The organism is Vibrio sp. CB1-14 (assembly GCF_040412085.2).
Classification (GTDB): Bacteria; Pseudomonadota; Gammaproteobacteria; order Enterobacterales; family Vibrionaceae; genus Vibrio; species Vibrio chaetopteri.
In genome coordinates this window covers 914,235-933,291 of record NZ_CP115921.1, presented here as the reverse complement: position 1 = coordinate 933,291, position 19,057 = coordinate 914,235, and the positions used below count along the sequence as shown (strand labels likewise).

The 19,057-nt window shown below is 48.3% G+C and carries 17 protein-coding genes; 9 read left to right on the top strand and 8 right to left on the bottom strand.

All coding sequences use genetic code 11. The annotated features are described in order from the left end of the window. Positions 1-9: 9 nt before the first annotated feature. Entirely contained in the window at positions 10-648 is a 639-nt protein-coding gene (gene maiA, locus PG915_RS20070) for a maleylacetoacetate isomerase (protein ID WP_353498771.1), read from the top strand. Positions 649-704: 56 nt separating this feature from the next. Here the strand turns inward: maiA and PG915_RS20065 are convergent, their stop codons facing one another. Next, the gene (locus PG915_RS20065) at positions 705-1,277 is read right to left on the bottom strand and encodes an acyl-CoA thioesterase (RefSeq protein ID WP_367357782.1); all 573 of its coding nucleotides are present in this window, start codon (positions 1,275-1,277) and stop codon (positions 705-707) included. Positions 1,278-1,417: 140 nt separating this feature from the next. Between PG915_RS20065 and PG915_RS20060 the strand changes: the two genes are divergently transcribed. Continuing rightward, entirely contained in the window at positions 1,418-1,822 is a 405-nt protein-coding gene (locus tag PG915_RS20060; protein ID WP_353498769.1) for a PPC domain-containing DNA-binding protein, read from the top strand. On the opposite strand, the gene PG915_RS20055 is transcribed toward PG915_RS20060, so the two are convergent. Beyond that, positions 1,819-2,706: a LysR substrate-binding domain-containing protein gene (locus PG915_RS20055; RefSeq protein WP_353498768.1), complete on the bottom strand. Its 888-nt coding sequence runs from the start codon at positions 2,704-2,706 to the stop codon at positions 1,819-1,821. The two genes, PG915_RS20060 and PG915_RS20055, sit on opposite strands and share 4 nt — an antisense overlap. Before the next feature lie 92 nt (positions 2,707-2,798). Here PG915_RS20055 and PG915_RS20050 point away from each other — a divergent pair, with 92 nt between their 5' ends. Beyond that, complete coding sequence (locus tag PG915_RS20050) at positions 2,799-3,674, top strand: DMT family transporter (RefSeq protein WP_353498767.1); 876 nt, start codon at positions 2,799-2,801, stop codon at positions 3,672-3,674. Positions 3,675-3,750: 76 nt separating this feature from the next. On the opposite strand, the gene PG915_RS20045 is transcribed toward PG915_RS20050, so the two are convergent. Next, on the bottom strand, positions 3,751-6,339 hold the full coding sequence (locus PG915_RS20045) for a cellulose-binding domain-containing protein (RefSeq protein ID WP_353498766.1): 2,589 nt from the start codon (positions 6,337-6,339) through the stop codon (positions 3,751-3,753). A gap of 409 nt (positions 6,340-6,748) precedes the next feature. On the opposite strand from PG915_RS20045, the gene PG915_RS20040 reads away from it, so the two are divergent. Then, complete coding sequence (locus tag PG915_RS20040; protein WP_353498765.1) at positions 6,749-6,985, top strand: hypothetical protein; 237 nt, start codon at positions 6,749-6,751, stop codon at positions 6,983-6,985. Positions 6,986-7,004: 19 nt separating this feature from the next. Here PG915_RS20040 and PG915_RS20035 read toward each other — a convergent pair whose 3' ends face one another. Together PG915_RS20035 and PG915_RS20030 are read right to left on the bottom strand one after the other, a co-directional pair. After that, positions 7,005-7,286 carry a hypothetical protein gene (locus tag PG915_RS20035; protein ID WP_353498764.1) on the bottom strand — a complete coding sequence of 94 codons (282 nt, stop codon included), beginning with the start codon at positions 7,284-7,286 and terminating at the stop codon, positions 7,005-7,007. A 378-nt stretch (positions 7,287-7,664) separates the two neighbouring features. Beyond that, positions 7,665-7,844, bottom strand: coding sequence for a hypothetical protein (locus tag PG915_RS20030; protein WP_353498763.1), 180 nt, complete (start codon positions 7,842-7,844; stop codon positions 7,665-7,667). 175 nt (positions 7,845-8,019) lie between these two features. Here PG915_RS20030 and PG915_RS20025 point away from each other — a divergent pair, with 175 nt between their 5' ends. The 5 genes from PG915_RS20025 to PG915_RS20005 all read left to right on the top strand — a co-directional run bounded on the left by PG915_RS20025 (position 8,020) and on the right by PG915_RS20005 (position 15,657). Further along, on the top strand, positions 8,020-9,360 hold the full coding sequence (locus PG915_RS20025) for a TolC family protein (protein WP_418643018.1): 1,341 nt from the start codon (positions 8,020-8,022) through the stop codon (positions 9,358-9,360). Between the two features lie 17 nt (positions 9,361-9,377). Further along, the gene (locus tag PG915_RS20020) at positions 9,378-11,108 is read left to right on the top strand and encodes an efflux RND transporter periplasmic adaptor subunit (protein ID WP_353498762.1); all 1,731 of its coding nucleotides are present in this window, start codon (positions 9,378-9,380) and stop codon (positions 11,106-11,108) included. After that, entirely contained in the window at positions 11,105-14,227 is a 3,123-nt protein-coding gene (locus PG915_RS20015) for an efflux RND transporter permease subunit (protein ID WP_353498761.1), read from the top strand. Before PG915_RS20020 ends, PG915_RS20015 begins: the two co-directional genes overlap by 4 nt. A gap of 84 nt (positions 14,228-14,311) precedes the next feature. Beyond that, on the top strand, positions 14,312-14,848 hold the full coding sequence (gene copI / locus PG915_RS20010) for a copper-resistant cuproprotein CopI (protein ID WP_353498760.1): 537 nt from the start codon (positions 14,312-14,314) through the stop codon (positions 14,846-14,848). Positions 14,849-14,994: 146 nt separating this feature from the next. Continuing rightward, positions 14,995-15,657, top strand: a complete 663-nt coding sequence (locus PG915_RS20005) for a cupin domain-containing protein (protein ID WP_353498759.1) — start codon at positions 14,995-14,997, stop codon at positions 15,655-15,657. 6 nt (positions 15,658-15,663) lie between these two features. Here PG915_RS20005 and galM read toward each other — a convergent pair whose 3' ends face one another. Genes galM through PG915_RS19990 form a run of 3 tightly spaced genes read right to left on the bottom strand, consistent with a single transcriptional unit; the run spans position 15,664 to position 19,008 of the window. Further along, entirely contained in the window at positions 15,664-16,698 is a 1,035-nt protein-coding gene (gene galM, locus PG915_RS20000) for a galactose-1-epimerase (RefSeq protein ID WP_353498758.1), read from the bottom strand. Positions 16,699-16,729: 31 nt separating this feature from the next. Continuing rightward, complete coding sequence (gene galK / locus PG915_RS19995; protein ID WP_353498757.1) at positions 16,730-17,896, bottom strand: galactokinase; 1,167 nt, start codon at positions 17,894-17,896, stop codon at positions 16,730-16,732. Positions 17,897-17,955: 59 nt separating this feature from the next. Next, positions 17,956-19,008: a UDP-glucose--hexose-1-phosphate uridylyltransferase gene (locus PG915_RS19990; protein WP_353498756.1), complete on the bottom strand. Its 1,053-nt coding sequence runs from the start codon at positions 19,006-19,008 to the stop codon at positions 17,956-17,958. Between the last annotated feature and the right edge of the window lie 49 nt (positions 19,009-19,057).

Here is a 19,057-nt window from a genome sequence, read left to right as displayed (position 1 = left end):
GGTCATGATTTGATTCTATATGACTACTGGCGGTCATCGGCTGCTTATCGGGTACGAATAGCCCTAAACCTAAAAGGTATTCCGTATCAGTCGGTGCCTGTTAACCTCATCAAAGAAGGTGGACAGCAGCATTCCGCTGACTACGCTGCACTCAATCCCAATGAACTAGTGCCAGTTTTGGTCGATGGTGAAGTAACACTCAATCAATCGCTGACTATCATCGATTATCTCGATGAGCACTACGCTGGGCCACAATTGACACCCAGCGAGGGTAAGCAACGTTACCTTGTCAAAGCGCTAGCGCAAGACATTGCCATCGACATACATCCAATCAACAACCTCAGGGTAATACAGCAATTAAATCATCGATTTGATATCGATGAGCGGAATAAGGTGCACTGGATGCAGCATTGGATCAATACCGGCTTTGCTGCGCTTGAGCAAAAGCTGGCACCGATTCGTGGCATCTATTGTGTTGGGTATGAAGTGAGTCTTGTTGATGTCTGCTTAGTGCCTCAGGTATACAACGCACTGCGCTTTGGGGTCGATATGTCGGCCTACCCGAACATAGATGAAATAGCGGGCAGGCTTAATGAACTCGACGCCTTTCAGAGAGCAGCACCCGACAATCAAAACGACGCCACATAACTGAATAGACCAGTTAAATAGAAAAGCTAAATAGAAAAAGGCCCGTCGACTGGCCTTTACTGTTCGCTAACTTGAACTTGTGAATCATCCGCGCTTTGATAAGCGGTTGGCGGCCACGGACGATGCTGCTCCGAATCTATCCACTCTTGCACCCACATTGGAATATCACTTGTCATTGGCTTCTCACCCGCGGCATCAATCACTTGCTCTGGAGGCACCACGCCGTTTTTAGAGGTGACCCCTGCACGAATCAGAACCGAAGAACAGGGGTGTCCTTTCACCCACATAGACTGCTCTAGATAGAACCATTTATCGTCGGTGGCAACACACTGGGTTTTCATGGTGATCTTGTCGAACATACGCACGCGCTTGCGATAGCGAACCGAACTTCCTGCGACCACTAAACCCCAACGGTTTTGTTTGAGAGTACGCATCAATCCACACTTGACCGATAACGCCGTACGTCCCAAATCATAAAGAGTAAGAATGCGACCGTTGTTCATTTCCATGAACATATCGATGTCCCATGGATGACAACGAAATTCGATTTCATCTTGTTGGGTATAACTGATGGCTGGCTTCTTATTAGATTGAAAAATGGTCTTGGCCAGTCTTAAAAAAGGGTACATGTTATTACTCATCTTTGAATGCTGATCTGTAACCATAGACCGGAGATTGAATTTTTACTCTAATTGAAATGAATTTTGTGATGTAAGATTAACATTGATATCGGAGAATAGAGCTTTCACTAGAATTGGAATCCAACAAAATGTCAGTATTACCGTTTGCAGTACGACTCCAGCGTGGAACAGATCTAAAGCTGGCTATTAGAGACGTCGTCGATCAACTAGAACTGAATGCAGGTACCATTGCCTCTTGTGTCGGTTGTTTAACCAAAGCGACCCTTAGACTTGCTGGAGCGGAGGAAACTATCACTTTAGAGGGTTCTTTCGAGATTGTATCAGTGATGGGGACACTCACGGCTTCACATCAACATGTACACCTCTCAGTCGCTACTCGCACTGGTGAGGTGCTCGGTGGCCATCTTTTAGAAGGGTGTATTGTCGACACGACAGTAGAACTAATTATCCACAACTACACCGATAACGTATTTACTCGTGAGTACGACCCCACCACAGGTTTCAGTGAACTTGTGATTCCTCAAAATCGCTAATCATGCTGGCATTGCTCGGCGAGCCACTGTGCAAATTTAATTAACTCAGGTTGTCTTGCACGACTTTCTTTATACACTAAGTAGAAACTATCTCCAGTTTCCAAACCATGTGTGGGGATAACCATAAGATCTTGTTTATCTTTTTCCGTCATCATGTAGTCATTAGCGAAGGTGATCCCTTGGTCATACTTCGCCGCCTCTACCGCAAGTAAAATATGACTAAAGTGCTGTATGTCTAGATTGTTTGGTAATTCAAAGCCCCCCACTTCACACCATTTCACCCAGTCTTTTCCTCTTTCACGAAAGACTGAGTCTGTTGAAAGGATGGGGTATTCCCATAAAGCATCAGGCAAAGGTGCACCTTGGATCGCTTTCCAAATACGATGACTACAGACAGGGTAAAGCGTTTCACTGTACAAAAAATTAGCGACAAATTGGCTTTTAGGAGCCTCTAATGTAATAAAGCAATCCCCTACGCTATCCGACAGCTTAGGATCTTCGGTGACCATATTGAGCGTTAATTCTATCTCGGGATGGCGCCGTTTAAAGTCTGAAAGCCTTGGGATCAACCACTTAACCGCAAGTGTGCTATAGAGAGCTAAACGAATCGAGCCTTGCTCTCCCTCCCGAACCTTTTGGCTCGCTTTAGCGATGGCTGCAATGGCAGGACTGATCTCTTCAAGGTATCGCTCACCTGTCTCAGTTAAAGACAGTTTTCGTCCTCGCCGTAGAAATAGACTCTCACCCAAGTACTCTTCGAGAACACGGATTTGATGACTTATGGCACTTTGAGTCACATTGAGCTCCTGTGCTGCCTCAGAGAAACTTAAGTTTCTGGCAACGGATTCAAAGCAGTGTACTGATCGCAAAGGAGGAAGTTTCATTATCTAAATATCTCATAGTAAGAAAATATTTATCATTTCACTTCATCCTATGTCATCACCTATGCTCTGGTAAAGTTCATCAGGGGTAAATCATGAAACCAATGTCTGTCGGAGTAGCAATGTTGCTGCTAGTTTTTGGAAACCAAATTGCGATCCTGTCCGATGCCCTCATTAAAAGCGTTGGTAACGAGGTTGCGGTGTTTCAGTTTGTGTTTTTTAGACAGCTATCTGCGGTATTGATTTTACTACCCTTTTTCCTTTGGTCACGACCACATAACGTGTACGAGGGCATAAAATGGCACGCTGTCCGCGCTCATGTCTGGCTTTTCGGGGCGATTTTTATGGTCTACGCTATCTCAGCAATGCCGCTGGCGACCGCAAACGCTATTTTTTACGCAGCTCCACTAATGATGTTGCCTCTAGCGTCGTTATTTTTTGGCGAGAAGCTCTCTTCACAAACCATTGCCGCTGCAATAATGGGATTCATTGGTGTAATCGTGATCATTCGTCCCGACCAAATCGACATTGCCGCCTTGGCCGCTTTAGTTGTAGCGTTATCCATAGCCGTTAATAACCTTTTGATTCGCAAATTGCCTAAGCAGCAATCAGTAGTCCAAACTTTGTTGGTCACTAATTTAGTAGGGATCCCAGCTTCTTTGTGTTTAGTTGCTATAGAAGGGCAACCGTGGGACTGGAGCGCTTTCCCTACTGCCGCCTTATCTAGCATGTTTATATTGATCTACGCAGCCACGTGTGTTTTGACCTACCGTGCAGTCGATAGCAACAAAATCGCCAGCGCAGAATACAGTGGCTTGATTGGTGCGGTAGCAGTGGGTTTAGTGTGGTTTGGTGAAATGCCAGATATCTATATGGCTATAGGCACTTTGATGATTGTAGTGCCCATAATCTGGCTAACCAAACACGAACGGAAACAGCGCAAACTGGATTGTAAATCACCGACAACCTAAGCTTTTTGTTGTCGCTGATTCTAAAAACAAAGGCTTCCAAAACTGGAAGCCTTTATTATATTTCTCAGGGAAAGAGTTATTGAGGATTCAGTCCAAGTGTTTGCAACACTAACTTAAAGTTGTCCTGTCGCTCCTTAACAGCGTGAACTTTACCACTCACCGGACACGTACTATCTGGACAGCCACGATTAACAATACCTGACACCGCATCGATAAACTCAGTGCCTTGCATTCCACCATCTACATATTTCTTAAGCTCAGTATGATAGTTCCAAGCCGCGTATGGACCACCTTCGTCATTGTAGGTTTGAACCGAAGAAACCCAATAGAACAGACCCGCAATCCATTTGATTTCGCGATTCTCCTCAGAGCTACAGATCAAGCCTGGATTTGAACAGAAATCCAAATCAGCATATAGAGGGTTGGCCGGAGGTGCTTCCACCACCACACCATTCACAGTAGTGCCTACGGTATCTGGGTCAACATGCGAACGTCCCATAAAGTGGTTTAGAGTACCGAAGTTTTGGCGACCAGTCGTTTGAATAACACCACGTCCCCACCAACCACAGCCTTCAACCGTTCCAGTCGTATCACTTCCATCCCAAATGAACTTACCCGCCTTTTGACCTTCGTACACTTTACAGTCGGCACGCTCCCATACTTGTTGTGAACTGTCGACAGTCGATGGGACTTCCATACAGTGACCATCGTTGGTCCAGCGGCCAACATTCCCATTCACGAGGAGTCCTTTCTCTGCAAGCACTGAGTCTGGCGCTGCAAAAATCGGAGCCGGTGCGCCGTACCATTTAGCATTGGTCAAAGCGCTCACTTCCATTTTCGGATCGCGCGGACACGAATATGGATGATCAATACCTGTCACTGGATCCATGCCATAATCTGCGTACTTCTGCCCCAACTGACCACAACTTGCTGTCATTGGGTAGTTAACCGCCGCGCCGTATCTTACTTCTGACCAGTTGTTCTCGTCACAGGCATTATAGCGAATGGTCTCTTGCATGCTTTGTGATAGGAAAGCAGCAATCGCTACTTTTGCATACTTAGCATTGGTCGCATCGTCTACGGTCTCATCCAATAGCCAGAACGTATTTCCAGCAACACCCACGTTGTGCATAGAGTTAAGGCCAGCTAAGAAATCTGCCCATTTATACACAGTCGACGGTGCCCAGTTGCCTTGCGAGACTTCATACAGGAATGCTTGATTATTCATTGCATTTTCCGCACTCGCCAGCTCGCCGTTAAGTGCAGCGATACGCGTAAGAGGACCGTTAGTGATGCTCTCTCCTACGTAGTAGAGTGGTAACTTAGCGGTTTGGTACTGCTCAATCTTATTGGTGAGCTCTACAGTTTCACTATCAAACAAAATCGCAAATACATTGCTGTGAGCAGCTTTACGCAACTGACCTTGCTTAGACAAATCCCCCATGAAGTAGCTGACCGTTTGCGACGTTGGCATCGAGGTTAACAGTGCAGGGGTACGAATGTGATCGGAGATTTGCTTCACATATTCTAGGGCGTAGTACCACTGCTCATCAGATAATGCCGCCGTATTCGCCGATTTAGTAAAGGCGATGAAATCTGCTCTGGTTGTCGAACCTGCGTCATAAAGTGCAAAACTTGAGAGCAGATCTGCAGAAGATGAAGAGGCAGCATTCCAAACAGCTCGCTTACCGGAATGAGGATTGAAAGCAAAGTCACCAATAGTTAATGTCCAGCCAAAGGTCGCCTGAGGCGCTAAAGTGGAAATAATAAGGTTATGAGCCTGCGCCCAGCCATTAACATCATCAGTCAGTGCATTAATGGCACTCGCTTCAATCGCACTTGCGGTTGAAGCCACTGCGGCCGTTAACGCTTGTTTGACCGCCACTGTACCAAGCGCTTGCCCTTTATCGGCAGTCGCTATATCAAGGACATCAGATGTGAGTACAATCGAACTGCTACCCGCCGCTTCAGCGGTTTGAATGAGTGCGACAAAGATATTGGTCAACTTAGTAACGTCAGCCAGATCTTGGCTACTATTCGTTGCAAAGTATTGGCTAGCAGGCGCATCAAGTGTGGCAGGACTTGCCACCACCAAATGACTTGGCCATCCCGCGACTTCTAACCTTACCGGATCAAGAGGGTTTGGCAGAGCAAGCTTCGCGCTGGGCTCAGAAGAAGCTCCACCACAATCCAGATGCGTTGCCCAGCTGCTATCGCTGCCTGGAATGGAAGACGTCCACCAGTTAGCCTTATACGCTACATTCTCGTTAACCATGATGTCGCCAGCCGTAGCGTGGTTGCTTTGCGTCCAATCTGGATAAACATTAAAGTCGGCACAAGCACCGCTCGATGGAGTCGTGCCTGGATCCGGTGTCGGTTCAGGCGTTGGTTCTGGAGAAGGATCAGGGGTTGGTTCTGGTGAAGGCTCCGGTGACGGATTAGCACCACTGACTACTTTCCATGGAGAATCCCATTCATTTGCATAAATGTCCGTCGGGCTTTGACCTGCCCCAACCCACCATTTAGCTTCGTAGGTGGTACCATCCACCGTTACTTGACTACCACCAGAGTACGACTGAGTGGCATCATAAGGTTCCGCAGCAAACACATGGCTGCTAAACACTAGGCACGCTATAGAGAGCGCGACCTTGTTCATCCTAAACATATTTATACCTTTCTAAAGAGAATATCTTTCTGTTTCACGAGCTAAAAATGAGCGAATAGAAACCATTTCGTTATTTAATAGCTAAAAATATGCTAGCAGCCCAAAGGAAGGTTATCAGGCAATAGGTCAATAATAATGATCAGATGCGGGAGATTTCACAAAATAAATGCAAACTTATAATGAGTTAATTATTAGTTGGAAATAAGTTCAATTATTGAACAAAGCTCGCTTGAATCCTGTTTTGTCACTCATCTCTCTTTAACTCCACGAGATGCAACAACTCAGAACCCTTTTCAAAAACCCCAAATTCTTATTCAACACTTTGCAATAAAGCTGTCACACTTTGTCACTATCTTGCATCGCGACACTCAAACGAAACCACCTTCATTCGGTCAGTTAATCAAACGCTATGCAACAACACAAACACCCGATGGACGCCACTATCGTGCGTCTGATGCAATCACAAGGCTTGATAAAAAGTGAGGCGCGCTCAAGGCTTAAACGCGAAGTCTATCAGCTCGACCCAAGCCAAATTCAGAAGGTAAAACGCTACGCTGAACATTTTGGTATCAATGCACAAGAAAAGTTAATTGAAGAGATACTAGAACTAAGGCGAGAAGCATTGATTTCTCGCCTATCAAAATGAAATCAATTGGCGCTTGGAGTCAACGATACTGAAGGTGGCATTTATCACCTGAACAAACGACCTTGTAGATTTCTGCGCCGCCATCATGCTCAGCAACTTCAAAATAGATCGTACTCTTGTTGCGACCATATTTGTAGGCGAGAGACAACTTCGCGTCATCAATAGTGAGCCCTTCTTTCTCCAAGTGTTTTTGCATTGAAGCCTTAGCAGATTCGAGCGTGTCATTACTCACGTTAGGGTCTAAGCCTGCATATGCACTAAAGGCAGTTATAGCCAAGCACCCCATTATAAATCGTCTCATTCCATACCCCCTCAGTTGTGATCCTATACTTCCAATAGATTAGAAAACGCGATAGCAATGTCTAGTTGGTTTGCTGCAAAAACCCTACCTCTAAGCTCACCTAAGCTATATTTTGAAGATTTCTTTAGCAAACAACACAAGAAATCCGTTGAACTATTGACCTTCCCCTAGGGGTAACCTTTATCTTTAGTGAGTCTTGTTAAAAAGGTTCTGTATGCACGCCATTATCGCCAACAAATCGTGGATCACATTCGTGAGCTTGCTTGCACTCGTTATTTCAACGTTTGTAACTAGCGCGCCTGCGATGGCTATGCATAATGGTATGACCGATGCATCGATGTCTTGTGGTATGACCCAGACAGCGTCCCATCACGCTCATCACAGCACGAGTCCAACACCGGACATTGCAGATAACAGCCAGTGCGCCAGTGCAGAGCCCGACTCCCACACCACCTGTTGCACCACAATGTGTGGCACTACCTTAGGCTTTGCCCCCTTTGTCTTGCTTTCAAGCGAAGGCCACGCTCGCTTCTCCAAGCGCTCTGTAGACCCATTCACGCAACCGATCCATAGAATCGAACACCTCGAGCGCCCGCCCTCGGCGTAATCATTCCAACACACGCTAATGCCCAACCCTAGTTGGGGACGTTTTATCGCGCCTGTTATACAGGCACGTAGTTTGGAAATGATCGTGAAAATAATCAAACATCCGATTGCACTGGCTGTAAGTGCAATCATTCTACTCGCACCCACTGCACAAGCGACAAGCAGCGCGGGAGCAACACAGCAGTCTCAAGCGAGCGCACAGGCGTTATCGCTCGATACATTAATCAACTTGGCGATTGCCAACGATGCCAATCGAACCCAGTATCACGCCCAATCTCAGGCGATGCGAGATACCGGTATTGCCAGCTCAACGCTGAAAGACCCCGTATTAAAAGTCGGGGTCGGCGGTTTACCGACAGACAGTTTTCGGTTCGACCAAGATCCGATGACGAATATTTCGGTCGGTATGATGCAGCAGTTTGGCCGCGGCGATACGCTTGGTCTGCAAAATAAGAAAGCCCAGCAGCAAGCCGATGGTATTGAGCTTCAAGTAAAAGTCCGTGAGCTCGACATTGCTAATAGCATTACTCAGCTATGGCTTGAGCTTGGCTTTCAGCAGCACTCAGAGCGCGTACTGAAAGAAAAGCGTTCCCTGATGGTAGAAATGGAGCGATTCATTCAAACCAACTACGCCATTGGCAACAGCGAGTCACAAGACTTAATCCGTAGTCAGCTACAAGTCAGTCAGCTCGATGACAAGTTGCACGCCAATAGGCAAATGCAAAGTCGGTTGCTGTCTCAGCTCTCCGAATGGCTGGGTTCAGGTTGGCTAAACCAAAGCTCAGATCTTAACGCCAATATCGCAACTGATTGGGGACGTCTTGAGCAGCAATTGACTAGCCAAAGTGGCTCTGGCTATTTCAACTTACTTAACCAGCACCCAATGGCGAAAATGGCCGACATTCAAATTGCTGCCAATGAGACTCAGGTCTCCATTGCCGAAGAGGCCTACAAGCCGCAATTTGGTGTTGAAGCCATGTATGCCCATCGCCAAGCCCCCAACATGCGTGGCGCCCCTGCGCCCGATCTCCTTAGTGCCTACGTAACCATGGACATTCCCTTATTCACCGGCAATCGACAAGACAAGAACCATGCAGCCGCCCAGCACCAAGTGGTCGCGTCAAAGTCGAGCAAAGATGCGTTGTTGGCTCAGATGAATGCCAAGGTTAACGCGCTGATGATGGACAGACACAACCTCATTGAACGCTTCGAGCGCTACCAGCAGAGTCTTCTGCCCCAAGCCAAAGCGCGCACTAGAGCTGTAGAGCGAGGTTACGAGAACAACACCGCACAATTTAGCGATGTGATCACCGCCTCCAGTGATGAGCTAGCCATTGAGATTGAAGCACTGAGGTTGGAGACAGACCTCAACATTGTCAGTAGCAACTTGGCGTATTTCCTTGGTGGATTCGAATACCACGCAGAAACGCCAGTTATTTCTCAGCCGTCATCAACAAAACAACCATAGATTCAAGGGAAACAATAATGAAAACACGAAATGTCGCCCTATTGGCGCTGGCCGTTGGTGCAGGTCTGGGAATAGTGGGAACGCAGTATTTCGGTGCACACTCAATGAGCTCAATGTCGTCACAAAGCACTATGTCATCACAAAGCAAAGGCAATAGCGATGCGAATGAGCCGCTTTACTGGGTTGCCCCTATGGATCCCAACTATAAACGCGACCAACCGGGTAAGTCTCCAATGGGGATGGATCTCATTCCAGTCTACGCCGATGACCTCAACGGCGCGAATGACAAACCAGGTACCGTTAAAATTGACCCGGCAGTAGAGAACAATCTTGGTGTTAAAACTGCCTCCGTCGAGACACAAAAGCTCTCGCCTCGCATTGCTACCGTCGGTTACATCGCCTTTGATGAAAGCCGTCTATGGCAAACCAACGTACGTGTCGCGGGTTGGGTAGAAAAGCTCTACATCAATGCGGTGGGAGAGCGAATCAATAAAGGTGACGTGTTATTTAAACTCTATTCGCCTGAGCTTGTTAAGGCGCAAGAGGAGCTACTCAATGCCTATCGAACTAAGCGTGGCTCTCTTATCAAAGGGGCGACCGAGCGTCTAATCACCCTTGGAGTCGACAAAGCGCAAATACGTCAAATTGTCCGTCAAGGTAAAGCATCACAAACCATCGATATCAAAGCGTTCGGCAGCGGTGTCGTCGCTACGCTTAATGTACGCGAGGGCGGCTACTTGTCCCCATCTCAGTCGGTGATTAGCGCCGGCCCTATCGACCAAGTATGGGTCGATGCTGAGGTTTTTGAGCGCCAAGCTGAATGGATAAAAAACGGTAGTAGCGCAGTGATGACTTTGGATGCTATCCCCGGTAAGGAGTGGCAAGGGCAAGTCGACTATGTCTATCCGATCCTCGATCCATCCACTCGAACCCTGCGCGTTAGGCTCAAATTCGACAACCCGGATTTTCAACTCAAACCTAACATGTTTGCCAATATCGCTTTACAACCGCAAACCGATGACGCTGTGCTGACGATTCCGCATTCAGCGGTGATTCGCTCGGGTGGCATGAGCCGAGTTGTCCTCTCTGAAGGTGACGGCAAGTACCGCTCTGCTCGCATTCGAGTCGGCCGTGAAGCCAGTGATCGTATTGAGGTACTGGAAGGATTAACCACACAGGACATCGTAGTGACATCAGCACAATTCATGCTCGACTCAGAGTCCAGTCAAAGCGCTGATTTGTCGCGCATCAATGGCGTAGAGCCTCCGGTTGAAACTGTGTGGGCAAAAGGTGAGATCACCAATGTGATGGCGGGTCACGCTATGTTAACCATCAATCATCAACCGGTACCTGAATGGAACTGGCCGGGCATGGTGATGGATTTTAACGTGGAGCCAAACGTGGCGATAGAAGCACTTAAAGCAGGACAACAAATCGAGTTTGAAATGGCCAAAACGCCCGATGGTCAATACAAGGTTACGGCCATCAACCCTAGTGAAAACCCTATGCCCACAGAGATCTGGGTCAATGGCAACATCTCTATGCTAATGGCCGATTTTGGCATGATCACCATAGTGCACAGTGACGTCCCAGAATGGAACTGGCAATCGGGAGAGATGAATTTCTCTACAGATGGCAACGTTGATTTCACTGGTTTTGAAGAAGGTGATAACGCACGCTTTTTGATTCAGAAGCAAGGCAGTGAGTTTATTTTGTCTGAGCTCAAACATGGAGGAGAACAGCCATGATTGGAGCGATTATCCGCTGGTCTATCAACAACCGATTTCTGGTGTTGGTGGCGATCTGCTTCTTAACATTAGCCGGCCTTTACAGCGTCAAAAACACCCCGGTGGACGCCATACCCGATCTCTCCGACGTGCAGGTAATCATTAAAACCAGCTATCCGGGACAGGCTCCTCAAGTTGTCGAAGATCAGGTGACTTACCCACTCACCACTGCCATGCTTGCGGTACCGGGCGCAGAAACCGTGCGCGGTTACTCGTTCTTTGGTGACTCCTATGTCTACATCATCTTTAATGATGATACCGACATGTATTGGGCACGTTCACGGGTACTGGAATATCTCAGCCAAGTAGCACCAAAACTGCCTTCGCAAGCCAAACCAACGCTCGGCCCCGATGCAACGGGAGTCGGCTGGATATACAGCTATGTACTGCAAGATACCACAGGACAACACGACCTTGCGGAGCTGCGAAGCTTACAAGACTGGTTCTTAAAATACGAGCTGCAAACCGTCGATGGCGTCTCTGAAGTAGCCACCGTAGGCGGCATGGTGAAGCAATACCAAGTGCAGATCGATCCCGCTAAGCTGCGCGCCTACGATTTAACACTTCAACAAGTGAATGCAGCGATCAAAAACGGTAACCAGGAAAGCGGAGCTTCGGTGATCGAAGTGGCAGAAGCAGAGCACATGGTTCGTACTACGGGCTATTTGACCAGCATAGAAGACATTCAAGCCCTACCACTTAAAGTCACAAGTAAGGGCACACCTTTGCTCCTTGGCGACATTGCCGACATTAACCTTGGCCCACAAATGCGTCGTGGGATCTCTGAGTTTAATGGTGAAGGTGAAGCGGTAGGCGGCGTGATTGTGATGCGCTTTGGTGAAAACGCCAGTGAAGTTATCGACAACGTCAAAGCCAAGCTTGATGACTTACAGCGTAGCTTGCCGGAAGGCGTCGAAATTGTCGCTACCTACGATCGTTCAACGCTTATCAATGCCGCGGTAGACAACCTTTGGAATAAACTCGCCGAAGAATTCATTGTGGTCGCGATTGTGTGTGCACTATTTTTGTTTCACATCCGCTCCTCAATTGTCATTGCCATTAGCTTGCCGGTGGGGATTCTTTGCGCATTCATCGTCATGCATTGGCAAGGCATCAACGCCAACATCATGTCGCTGGGTGGTATTGCCATCGCTATCGGCGCCATGGTCGATGGGGCGATCGTGATGATAGAGAATGTGCACAAGCATATAGAGAAAACGCCGCTCAACGACCAAAACCGCTGGCAGGTGATCAGTAAAGCGGCAGAGGAAGTTGGCGCGCCGCTATTTTTCTCGCTGCTCATCATTACACTCAGCTTCGTGCCCGTTTTCGCCCTTGAGGGTCAAGAAGGCAAAATGTTCTCGCCGCTGGCTTACACCAAAACCTACGCCATGGCGGCGGCAGCAGGTCTAGCGATCACTTTAGTGCCTGTACTCATGGGTTACTTCATTCGCGGCAAGGTACTCCCAGAGCACAAAAACCCAGTGAACAAGGCTCTGATTGGCCTTTACCGGCCGATGCTTAACTTGAGCCTTCGTTACCCGAAAACCATGATCATCATCGCTTTGGGTTTGCTAGGTTCTGCTTACTACCCGACTTCTAAACTGGGTAGCGAGTTTATTCCACCGCTTGATGAAGGCGACTTGATGTACATGCCGACCACCTATCCCGGCATTTCAATTGGTAAAGCACGCGAACTGTTGCAACAAACCAATAAGCTCATCAAAACCGTACCTGAGGTTGAAACCGTGTGGGGCAAGATTGGCCGCGCAGAAACGGCCACTGATCCTGCGCCTCTCACTATGATTGAGACCACCATTCAGCTTAAGCCGAGAGATGAGTGGCGCGAAGGTGTGACGACCGAGTCACTTCGCAAAGAGTTTGACGATCTGGTTCAGTTCCCGGGTTTAACGAACGCTTGGGTGATGCCAATCAAAACCCGAATCGACATGCTCGCAACCGGTATCAAGACCCCTATTGGGATTAAGATCGCAGGACCTGAACTTAGTGTAATTGAAGAGATTGGTGCCAACCTTGAGCCGATTCTCAATGACATCGCGGGCACCGTTTCGGTCTATGCCGAGCGAGTGGCAGGTGGCCGTTACGTAACCATTGATATTAAACGTCTAGCAGCCGCGCGCTACGGGCTGAATGTCAGTGACGTTCAACAAGTGATCTCTACGGCCGTTGGCGGTATGAATGTGGGCGAAACCGTCGAAGGGCTCGAACGTTACCCAATTAACGTGCGCTACCCACAGGACTATCGTAACTCAGTGGTTAAACTGCAAAACCTGCCCCTAGTCACCCCAGCAGGTGCACGCATCGCACTCGCCGATGTGGCAGATATTCGCTATGAAGATGGCCCTCCGATGATCAAAACCGAGAATGCACGCCCGAACGGCTGGGTACTCGTCGACATTGCCGAGCGCGATTTAGGGTCCTACGTCAGTGAAGCGCAGCAAGTGGTCGCTGAAAAGCTGGTGCTGCCCGCTGGCTACTCACTGGCATGGTCCGGTCAATACGAATATATGGAGCGTGCCAAACAACGTCTTGGTGTCGTGATCCCGATTATGCTCGCCATCATCATGTTATTGCTCTATTTGAGCTTTCGCCGCGTGGGTGAGGTACTCGCCATCATGGGCACCTTGCCACTCGCGATGGTCGGTGGCTTATGGGTCATGCACTATCTTGGCTACAACTTCTCAATCGCAGTTGGCGTCGGCTTCATCGCGCTTGCGGGTGTCGCGGTTGAGATTGGCGTCATCATGTTGGTCTACCTCAATCAAGCATGGCATGGACGAAAGCTCTTGGCAGAGCAAGACCATACACCGCTGACCGCTGACATGCTGACTGAGGCAATCCGAGAAGGAGCAGGCCTTCGCGTACGACCGGTCATGATGACCGTGTTAACAGTCATCATTGGCCTTATCCCCATTATGTATGGCTCCGGCACCGGCTCTGAAGTGATGCAGCGTATCGCAGCACCAATGATAGGAGGTATGGCTTCGGCACTGTTGCTCACACTACTTGTACTGCCTGCCATATACAAACTTTGGAAATCTAAAGAGATCAAACAGTAACTAGCTCGCACCTGCTTGTCGCTTGAAAGTACAGTCCCTTGAAAGTACAGAGACGGCAGGTGCAAACCACAAAAGGACATCAAAATGAAAAAGACACTCATCGCACTAACCATGACATTGATTGCCACACAAAGCTTCGCCGATGGCATGGATCATTCAAAAATGGATCACGGAGCTATGAATCATGACACGATAGATCATAGTAAAATGAATCATGGCATGATGAACATGGAAGGCATGTCAGTCGTCGGCATGCCTGCTGCAGGCGCAAAACCCGACAAGGTGGTACACGTCATTCTAAAAGATGACATGACCATCTCATTCAAACGTGATGTCGAAATCAAACCGAACGATGTCGTTCAGTTTGTGGTAATGAACACAGGCAAAGACGATCATGAGTTTGTCATCGGCTCACCATCCGAGCAAATTGCTCACCGTAAAATGATGGAAAACCCAACAGAGGATCACGATCATCACAGCATGGGCAATGTCCTGTACCTCAAGCCAGGAAAAGCGGGAAAGCTCAACTGGCACTTCCACGGTGAAAAAGAGATTGAATTCGCCTGTAACATTCCAGGCCACGCAGAAGATGGTATGACTAAGACGATCGTTCTCAAATAGTCAGCCAGACTCAACCCATTATCAAAAGAGCACGAATTCGTGCTCTTTTCAGTTTCAAACTATGATAGATATGACAATATAATGTGATCGATACCAACGGCGACATCCGTACCACTCATGGCAACTTACTAAGGACAAAGTAGAACATGGAAACTCTAATCAACGCCGATTTTGACCAGCGCGTAGTGATACGACCAACAGACTACCAGTGGGTCGGCTCTCCTATGCCCGGCGTAAGTCGCATGCGTTTAGACCGCATTGGTGATGAAGTGGGACGTGTGACGTCCATCGTACACTATGAGCCAAACAGCGCGTTTTCAGCGCATACCCATAGCGGCGGTGAAGAGTTTTACGTTTTGGAAGGCACCTTTTCCGATGAGCACGGCGACTACCCAGCGGGCAGCTATGTCCGTAATCCTATTGGCAGCGCACATACGCCGAAAATTGGCTCTGACGGTGCGACTATCTTCGTCAAACTGCACCAGTTTCATGAGCAAGACCAAGCTCAGTTTTGCATCAATACATCAAAGCAGTCATGGTATCAGGGATTGGTTGATGGGCTTACTGTGATGCCGCTACATGAATTTGAAGCGGAGCATGTTGCCTTAGTGAAATGGGCGCCCAATACCCAGTTCAATGCCCACCAGCATTGGGGCGGAGAAGAAATATTGGTACTGGAAGGCACCTTTTATGACGAGCATGGTGAATACCCTAAAGGCACTTGGATCCGTAGTCCTCACCTTAGCAAGCACACCCCCTTCACCAAAGGAGATGGCGCGCTTATTTACGTCAAGACTGGGCATTTATAGTCGAGTTTATTTGATGGCAAACTCATAACTTGTACTGTGCTTATACTGATTGCCAGGTCGAAGAATCGCATCTGACTCTTTCCAGCCGCGATTGGGCGAGTCTGGATAAAACTGAGTTTCCAGCGCAACCCCTTGATAATCTTTGTATAGTCCGCCTAGACGATTAGGTGTATTCGCTAGCCAGTTACCCGTATACAGCTGCACTCCTGGTTTCGTCGTGAAGACGCTCATTTCAACACGACTGTCTGGAGAGACGAGACGCGCCACCGGCTCGTTACCTTGGCTCTCTAAAACGTAACAATGATCATACCCATTTGCTTGTCGTTGCTGCTCATCGGCCAATAGATGGGTCGAAATGGGCTTGGTCATATTGAAATCGAAACTGGTCCCCGCCACAGCCTCTGGTTCTGTAAAAGGAATACCATCCGCTTGTGTCGGCAAATAGTGCGCAGCACGAATCTGCAAGCTATGACCTAAGATATCCTCTTCAGACTCAGCACCCAAAAGATTAAAGTAAGCGTGATTGGTTAGGTTAACCGGCGTTGCCGCGGTTGTTGTCGCACTGTAGTCAATAAGTACTTGGTTTTGTTCACTAAGGCTATAGCGGACACTCACCATTAGCTCGCCGGGAAACCCTTGGTCACCATCGGCTGAAACTAAACTGAGCTCAACACTGTTATCACTCTTCTCAACCAAACTCCAACGGCGCTTATCAAAGCCATCCAAGCCGCCGTGTAAACTGTTGCCTGATTGGTTGGTCACGGCTTGAAACTCGTGGCTATCAATCTTAAACCTTCCACCAGCGATTCGATTGGCAAAGCGGCCGACTGTCGCACCTAAGAAGACCTTTTGACGCGCAAAGTCCTCCATCGTCTCAACGCCCAACAGCACTTCTCGTTTTTCATCGTCGATAGGGAGCTTACAACTGAGCCATGTCGCACCAACATCCATCACCGTTACTTCCATTTCAGAAGCATTCGACAAGGTGTAAAGTGAAGGCGGTTTGCCGTCTGCTGCAAGTCCATTCATTATGGCTGTCATCGCAATCCTCTTATCTCAAAGTCAGTCATTCTCAATGCTCAAGTACTTCAACAACACCTGCACCTGCACTTGCTTGGCACACATAAATCGATGCTTGCAATCCAGTGGCTGCTTGATACTTCGCGGTCACAGCTTGCTCAACGGCATCGGTTAGACTTGGCGGGATCAGTGCAACGATACAGCCGCCAAAGCCGCCGCCAGTCATTCTCACGCCGCCTTGGTCGCCAATCACATCTTTGACAATGTCGACTAAGCAATCTATCTCGCTCACGGTGATCTCAAAATCATCGCGCATTGAAGCGTGTGATTCAGCCATAAGCTCGCCCAATCGTTTCATGTCTTGAGCTCGCAATGCCTTCGCAGCCTCAAGGGTTCGGTCATTTTCCGTGATAACGTGGCGTGCTCTCTTCGCGACTACATCGTCTAAGTTTTGTTGGTTTTGATTGAACTCTTCAATACTCACATCACGCAGCGCTTTGACGCCAAAAATCTGAGCGGCTTGTTCGCACTGCAATCGCCGTGTGTTGTACTCGCTGTCAACAAGACCGCGCTGCTTGTTGGAATTAATGATGACCACAGCCATTGCTTCAGGCATCGATACCGCTTGCGACTCTAAAGTTCGGCAATCAAGCAACATGGCATGATTTTGCTCGCCTTTGGCGGAAATCATTTGATCCATAATGCCGCAGTTGCAACCCACAAACTCATTTTCAGCTTGCTGGCCATTGAGCGCGATTTCCGCTTGGCTGATATCGAGATCGTAAAGCGTTTTAAAGGTCTGCCCAATCACCACTTCCAACGCTGCAGAAGAGCTCAGCCCCGCACCTTGAGGGACATTGCCTGTGACACAAATATCCGCACCTTTAAACGTATAGCCTCGGGCTAGCAAGAATTTCACCACGCCGCGAATGTAATTTGCCCACATTTTCCCGGGCAAAAACTCTATTGGTTTAGATAGGTCAAATTCATCGGTATCATTGCCATAATCGACCGACACCAAACGAATGAAGCTGTCTTCGCGCTTTGCAGCAGCGACGACCGTTTGGTAGTTAATGGCACAGGGCAACACAAAGCCATCGTTATAATCAGTATGTTCGCCAATTAGGTTCACTCGACCTGGCGCTTGAATAATATGGGTCGGTTGATAGTCCAATACCTGTTTAAACACGCTTTTCACGTTAGTTATTAATTCAGACATAATACGCCCTCAATCCTTGGCTAATCACGGCGGCGTCGCCGCCGTTTAAAATAGGGTGGTTACTGCTCTTTGTAATGCACATCACTCAACGCTCTTAGTCGCTCAGCCGCTTGCTCTGCCGTTAAATCACGCTGCGATTCGGCGAGCATTTCATAACCCACCATAAACTTTCTCACTGTTGCGCTACGCAGCAGTGGAGGATAAAACAAGGCATGCAACTGCCAATGCTCAATATCCTCACTAGCTTCAAAGAACGGTGCGAAGTGCCAACCCATGGAATATGGGAAAGAACACTGGAATAAGTTGTCATAGCGGCTGGTCAGTTTTTTCATGGCAACAGCCAAATCATCTCGCTGCTCGTCGCTGAGTTCGCTCATGCGGCGAACATGCGTTTTTGGTAGCAACATGGTTTCAAACGGCCACGCTGCCCAGTAAGGCACAACGGCAAGCCAATGCTCCGTTTCAACTACAGTTCTTGAACCGTCTTGTCGCTCGGCCTTCACGTAATCGACCAACAGATTTGAGCCATACTGCTCAAAATACTCTCGTAAGTGCTTATCTTTGCGCTCGATTTCGTTTGGCAAAAAGCTGTTCGCCCAAATCTGGCCATGAGGATGCGGCTGTGAGCAGCCCATAGTTTCACCTTTATTCTCAAACGCTTGCACCCAAATGTATTCTTTGCCGAGCTCTTCAATTTGCTCATTCCAGGTATCGATAACGCCTCTGATTTTACTGACGCTGAGCTCGGGCAAGGTTTTACTGTGATCAGGAGAGAAGCAAATCACTCGGCTTAAACCGCGTACCCCTTGAGTTCTGAATAAGGGGTTGTCGGATTGCGGCGCATCGGGTGAATCCGGCATTAGTGCCGCGAAGTCATTGCTGAACACATAAGTGCCTTGGTAATCCGGGTTCACATCTCCTGAAATGCGAGCGTTAGCTGGACACAAGAAGCAGTTTTCATCAAAGCTCGGCAGCGCTTGCGTAGCAGGCTTTTCATCCTGACCACTCCAAGGACGCTTAGCGCGATGTGGCGAGACTAAGATCCACTGCCCGGTCAATGGGTTGTAACGACGATGTGGATGATCCACTGGGTCAAACTGAATGTCGGTCATAGCTTCTCTCAATAGGTTAATTGCCCGCCGCTGAACATCTTATCAAGCC

Excerpts from the sequence above, each read along its gene's own strand:
- PG915_RS20065 (WP_367357782.1), bottom strand. The coding sequence starts at position 1,277 with ATGTACCCTTTTTTAAGACTGGCCAAGACCATTTTTCAATCTAATAAG.
- PG915_RS20060 (WP_353498769.1), top strand. The coding sequence starts at position 1,418 with ATGTCAGTATTACCGTTTGCAGTACGACTCCAGCGTGGAACAGATCTA.
- PG915_RS20055 (WP_353498768.1), bottom strand. The coding sequence starts at position 2,706 with ATGAAACTTCCTCCTTTGCGATCAGTACACTGCTTTGAATCCGTTGCC.
- PG915_RS20050 (WP_353498767.1), top strand. The coding sequence starts at position 2,799 with ATGAAACCAATGTCTGTCGGAGTAGCAATGTTGCTGCTAGTTTTTGGA.
- PG915_RS20045 (WP_353498766.1), bottom strand. The coding sequence starts at position 6,339 with ATGTTTAGGATGAACAAGGTCGCGCTCTCTATAGCGTGCCTAGTGTTT.
- PG915_RS20040 (WP_353498765.1), top strand. The coding sequence starts at position 6,749 with ATGCAACAACACAAACACCCGATGGACGCCACTATCGTGCGTCTGATG.
- PG915_RS20035 (WP_353498764.1), bottom strand. The coding sequence starts at position 7,286 with ATGAGACGATTTATAATGGGGTGCTTGGCTATAACTGCCTTTAGTGCA.
- PG915_RS20020 (WP_353498762.1), top strand. The coding sequence starts at position 9,378 with ATGAAAACACGAAATGTCGCCCTATTGGCGCTGGCCGTTGGTGCAGGT.
- PG915_RS20015 (WP_353498761.1), top strand. The coding sequence starts at position 11,105 with ATGATTGGAGCGATTATCCGCTGGTCTATCAACAACCGATTTCTGGTG.
- copI (WP_353498760.1), top strand. The coding sequence starts at position 14,312 with ATGAAAAAGACACTCATCGCACTAACCATGACATTGATTGCCACACAA.
- PG915_RS20005 (WP_353498759.1), top strand. The coding sequence starts at position 14,995 with ATGGAAACTCTAATCAACGCCGATTTTGACCAGCGCGTAGTGATACGA.
- galM (WP_353498758.1), bottom strand. The coding sequence starts at position 16,698 with ATGACAGCCATAATGAATGGACTTGCAGCAGACGGCAAACCGCCTTCA.
- galK (WP_353498757.1), bottom strand. The coding sequence starts at position 17,896 with ATGTCTGAATTAATAACTAACGTGAAAAGCGTGTTTAAACAGGTATTG.
- PG915_RS19990 (WP_353498756.1), bottom strand. The coding sequence starts at position 19,008 with ATGACCGACATTCAGTTTGACCCAGTGGATCATCCACATCGTCGTTAC.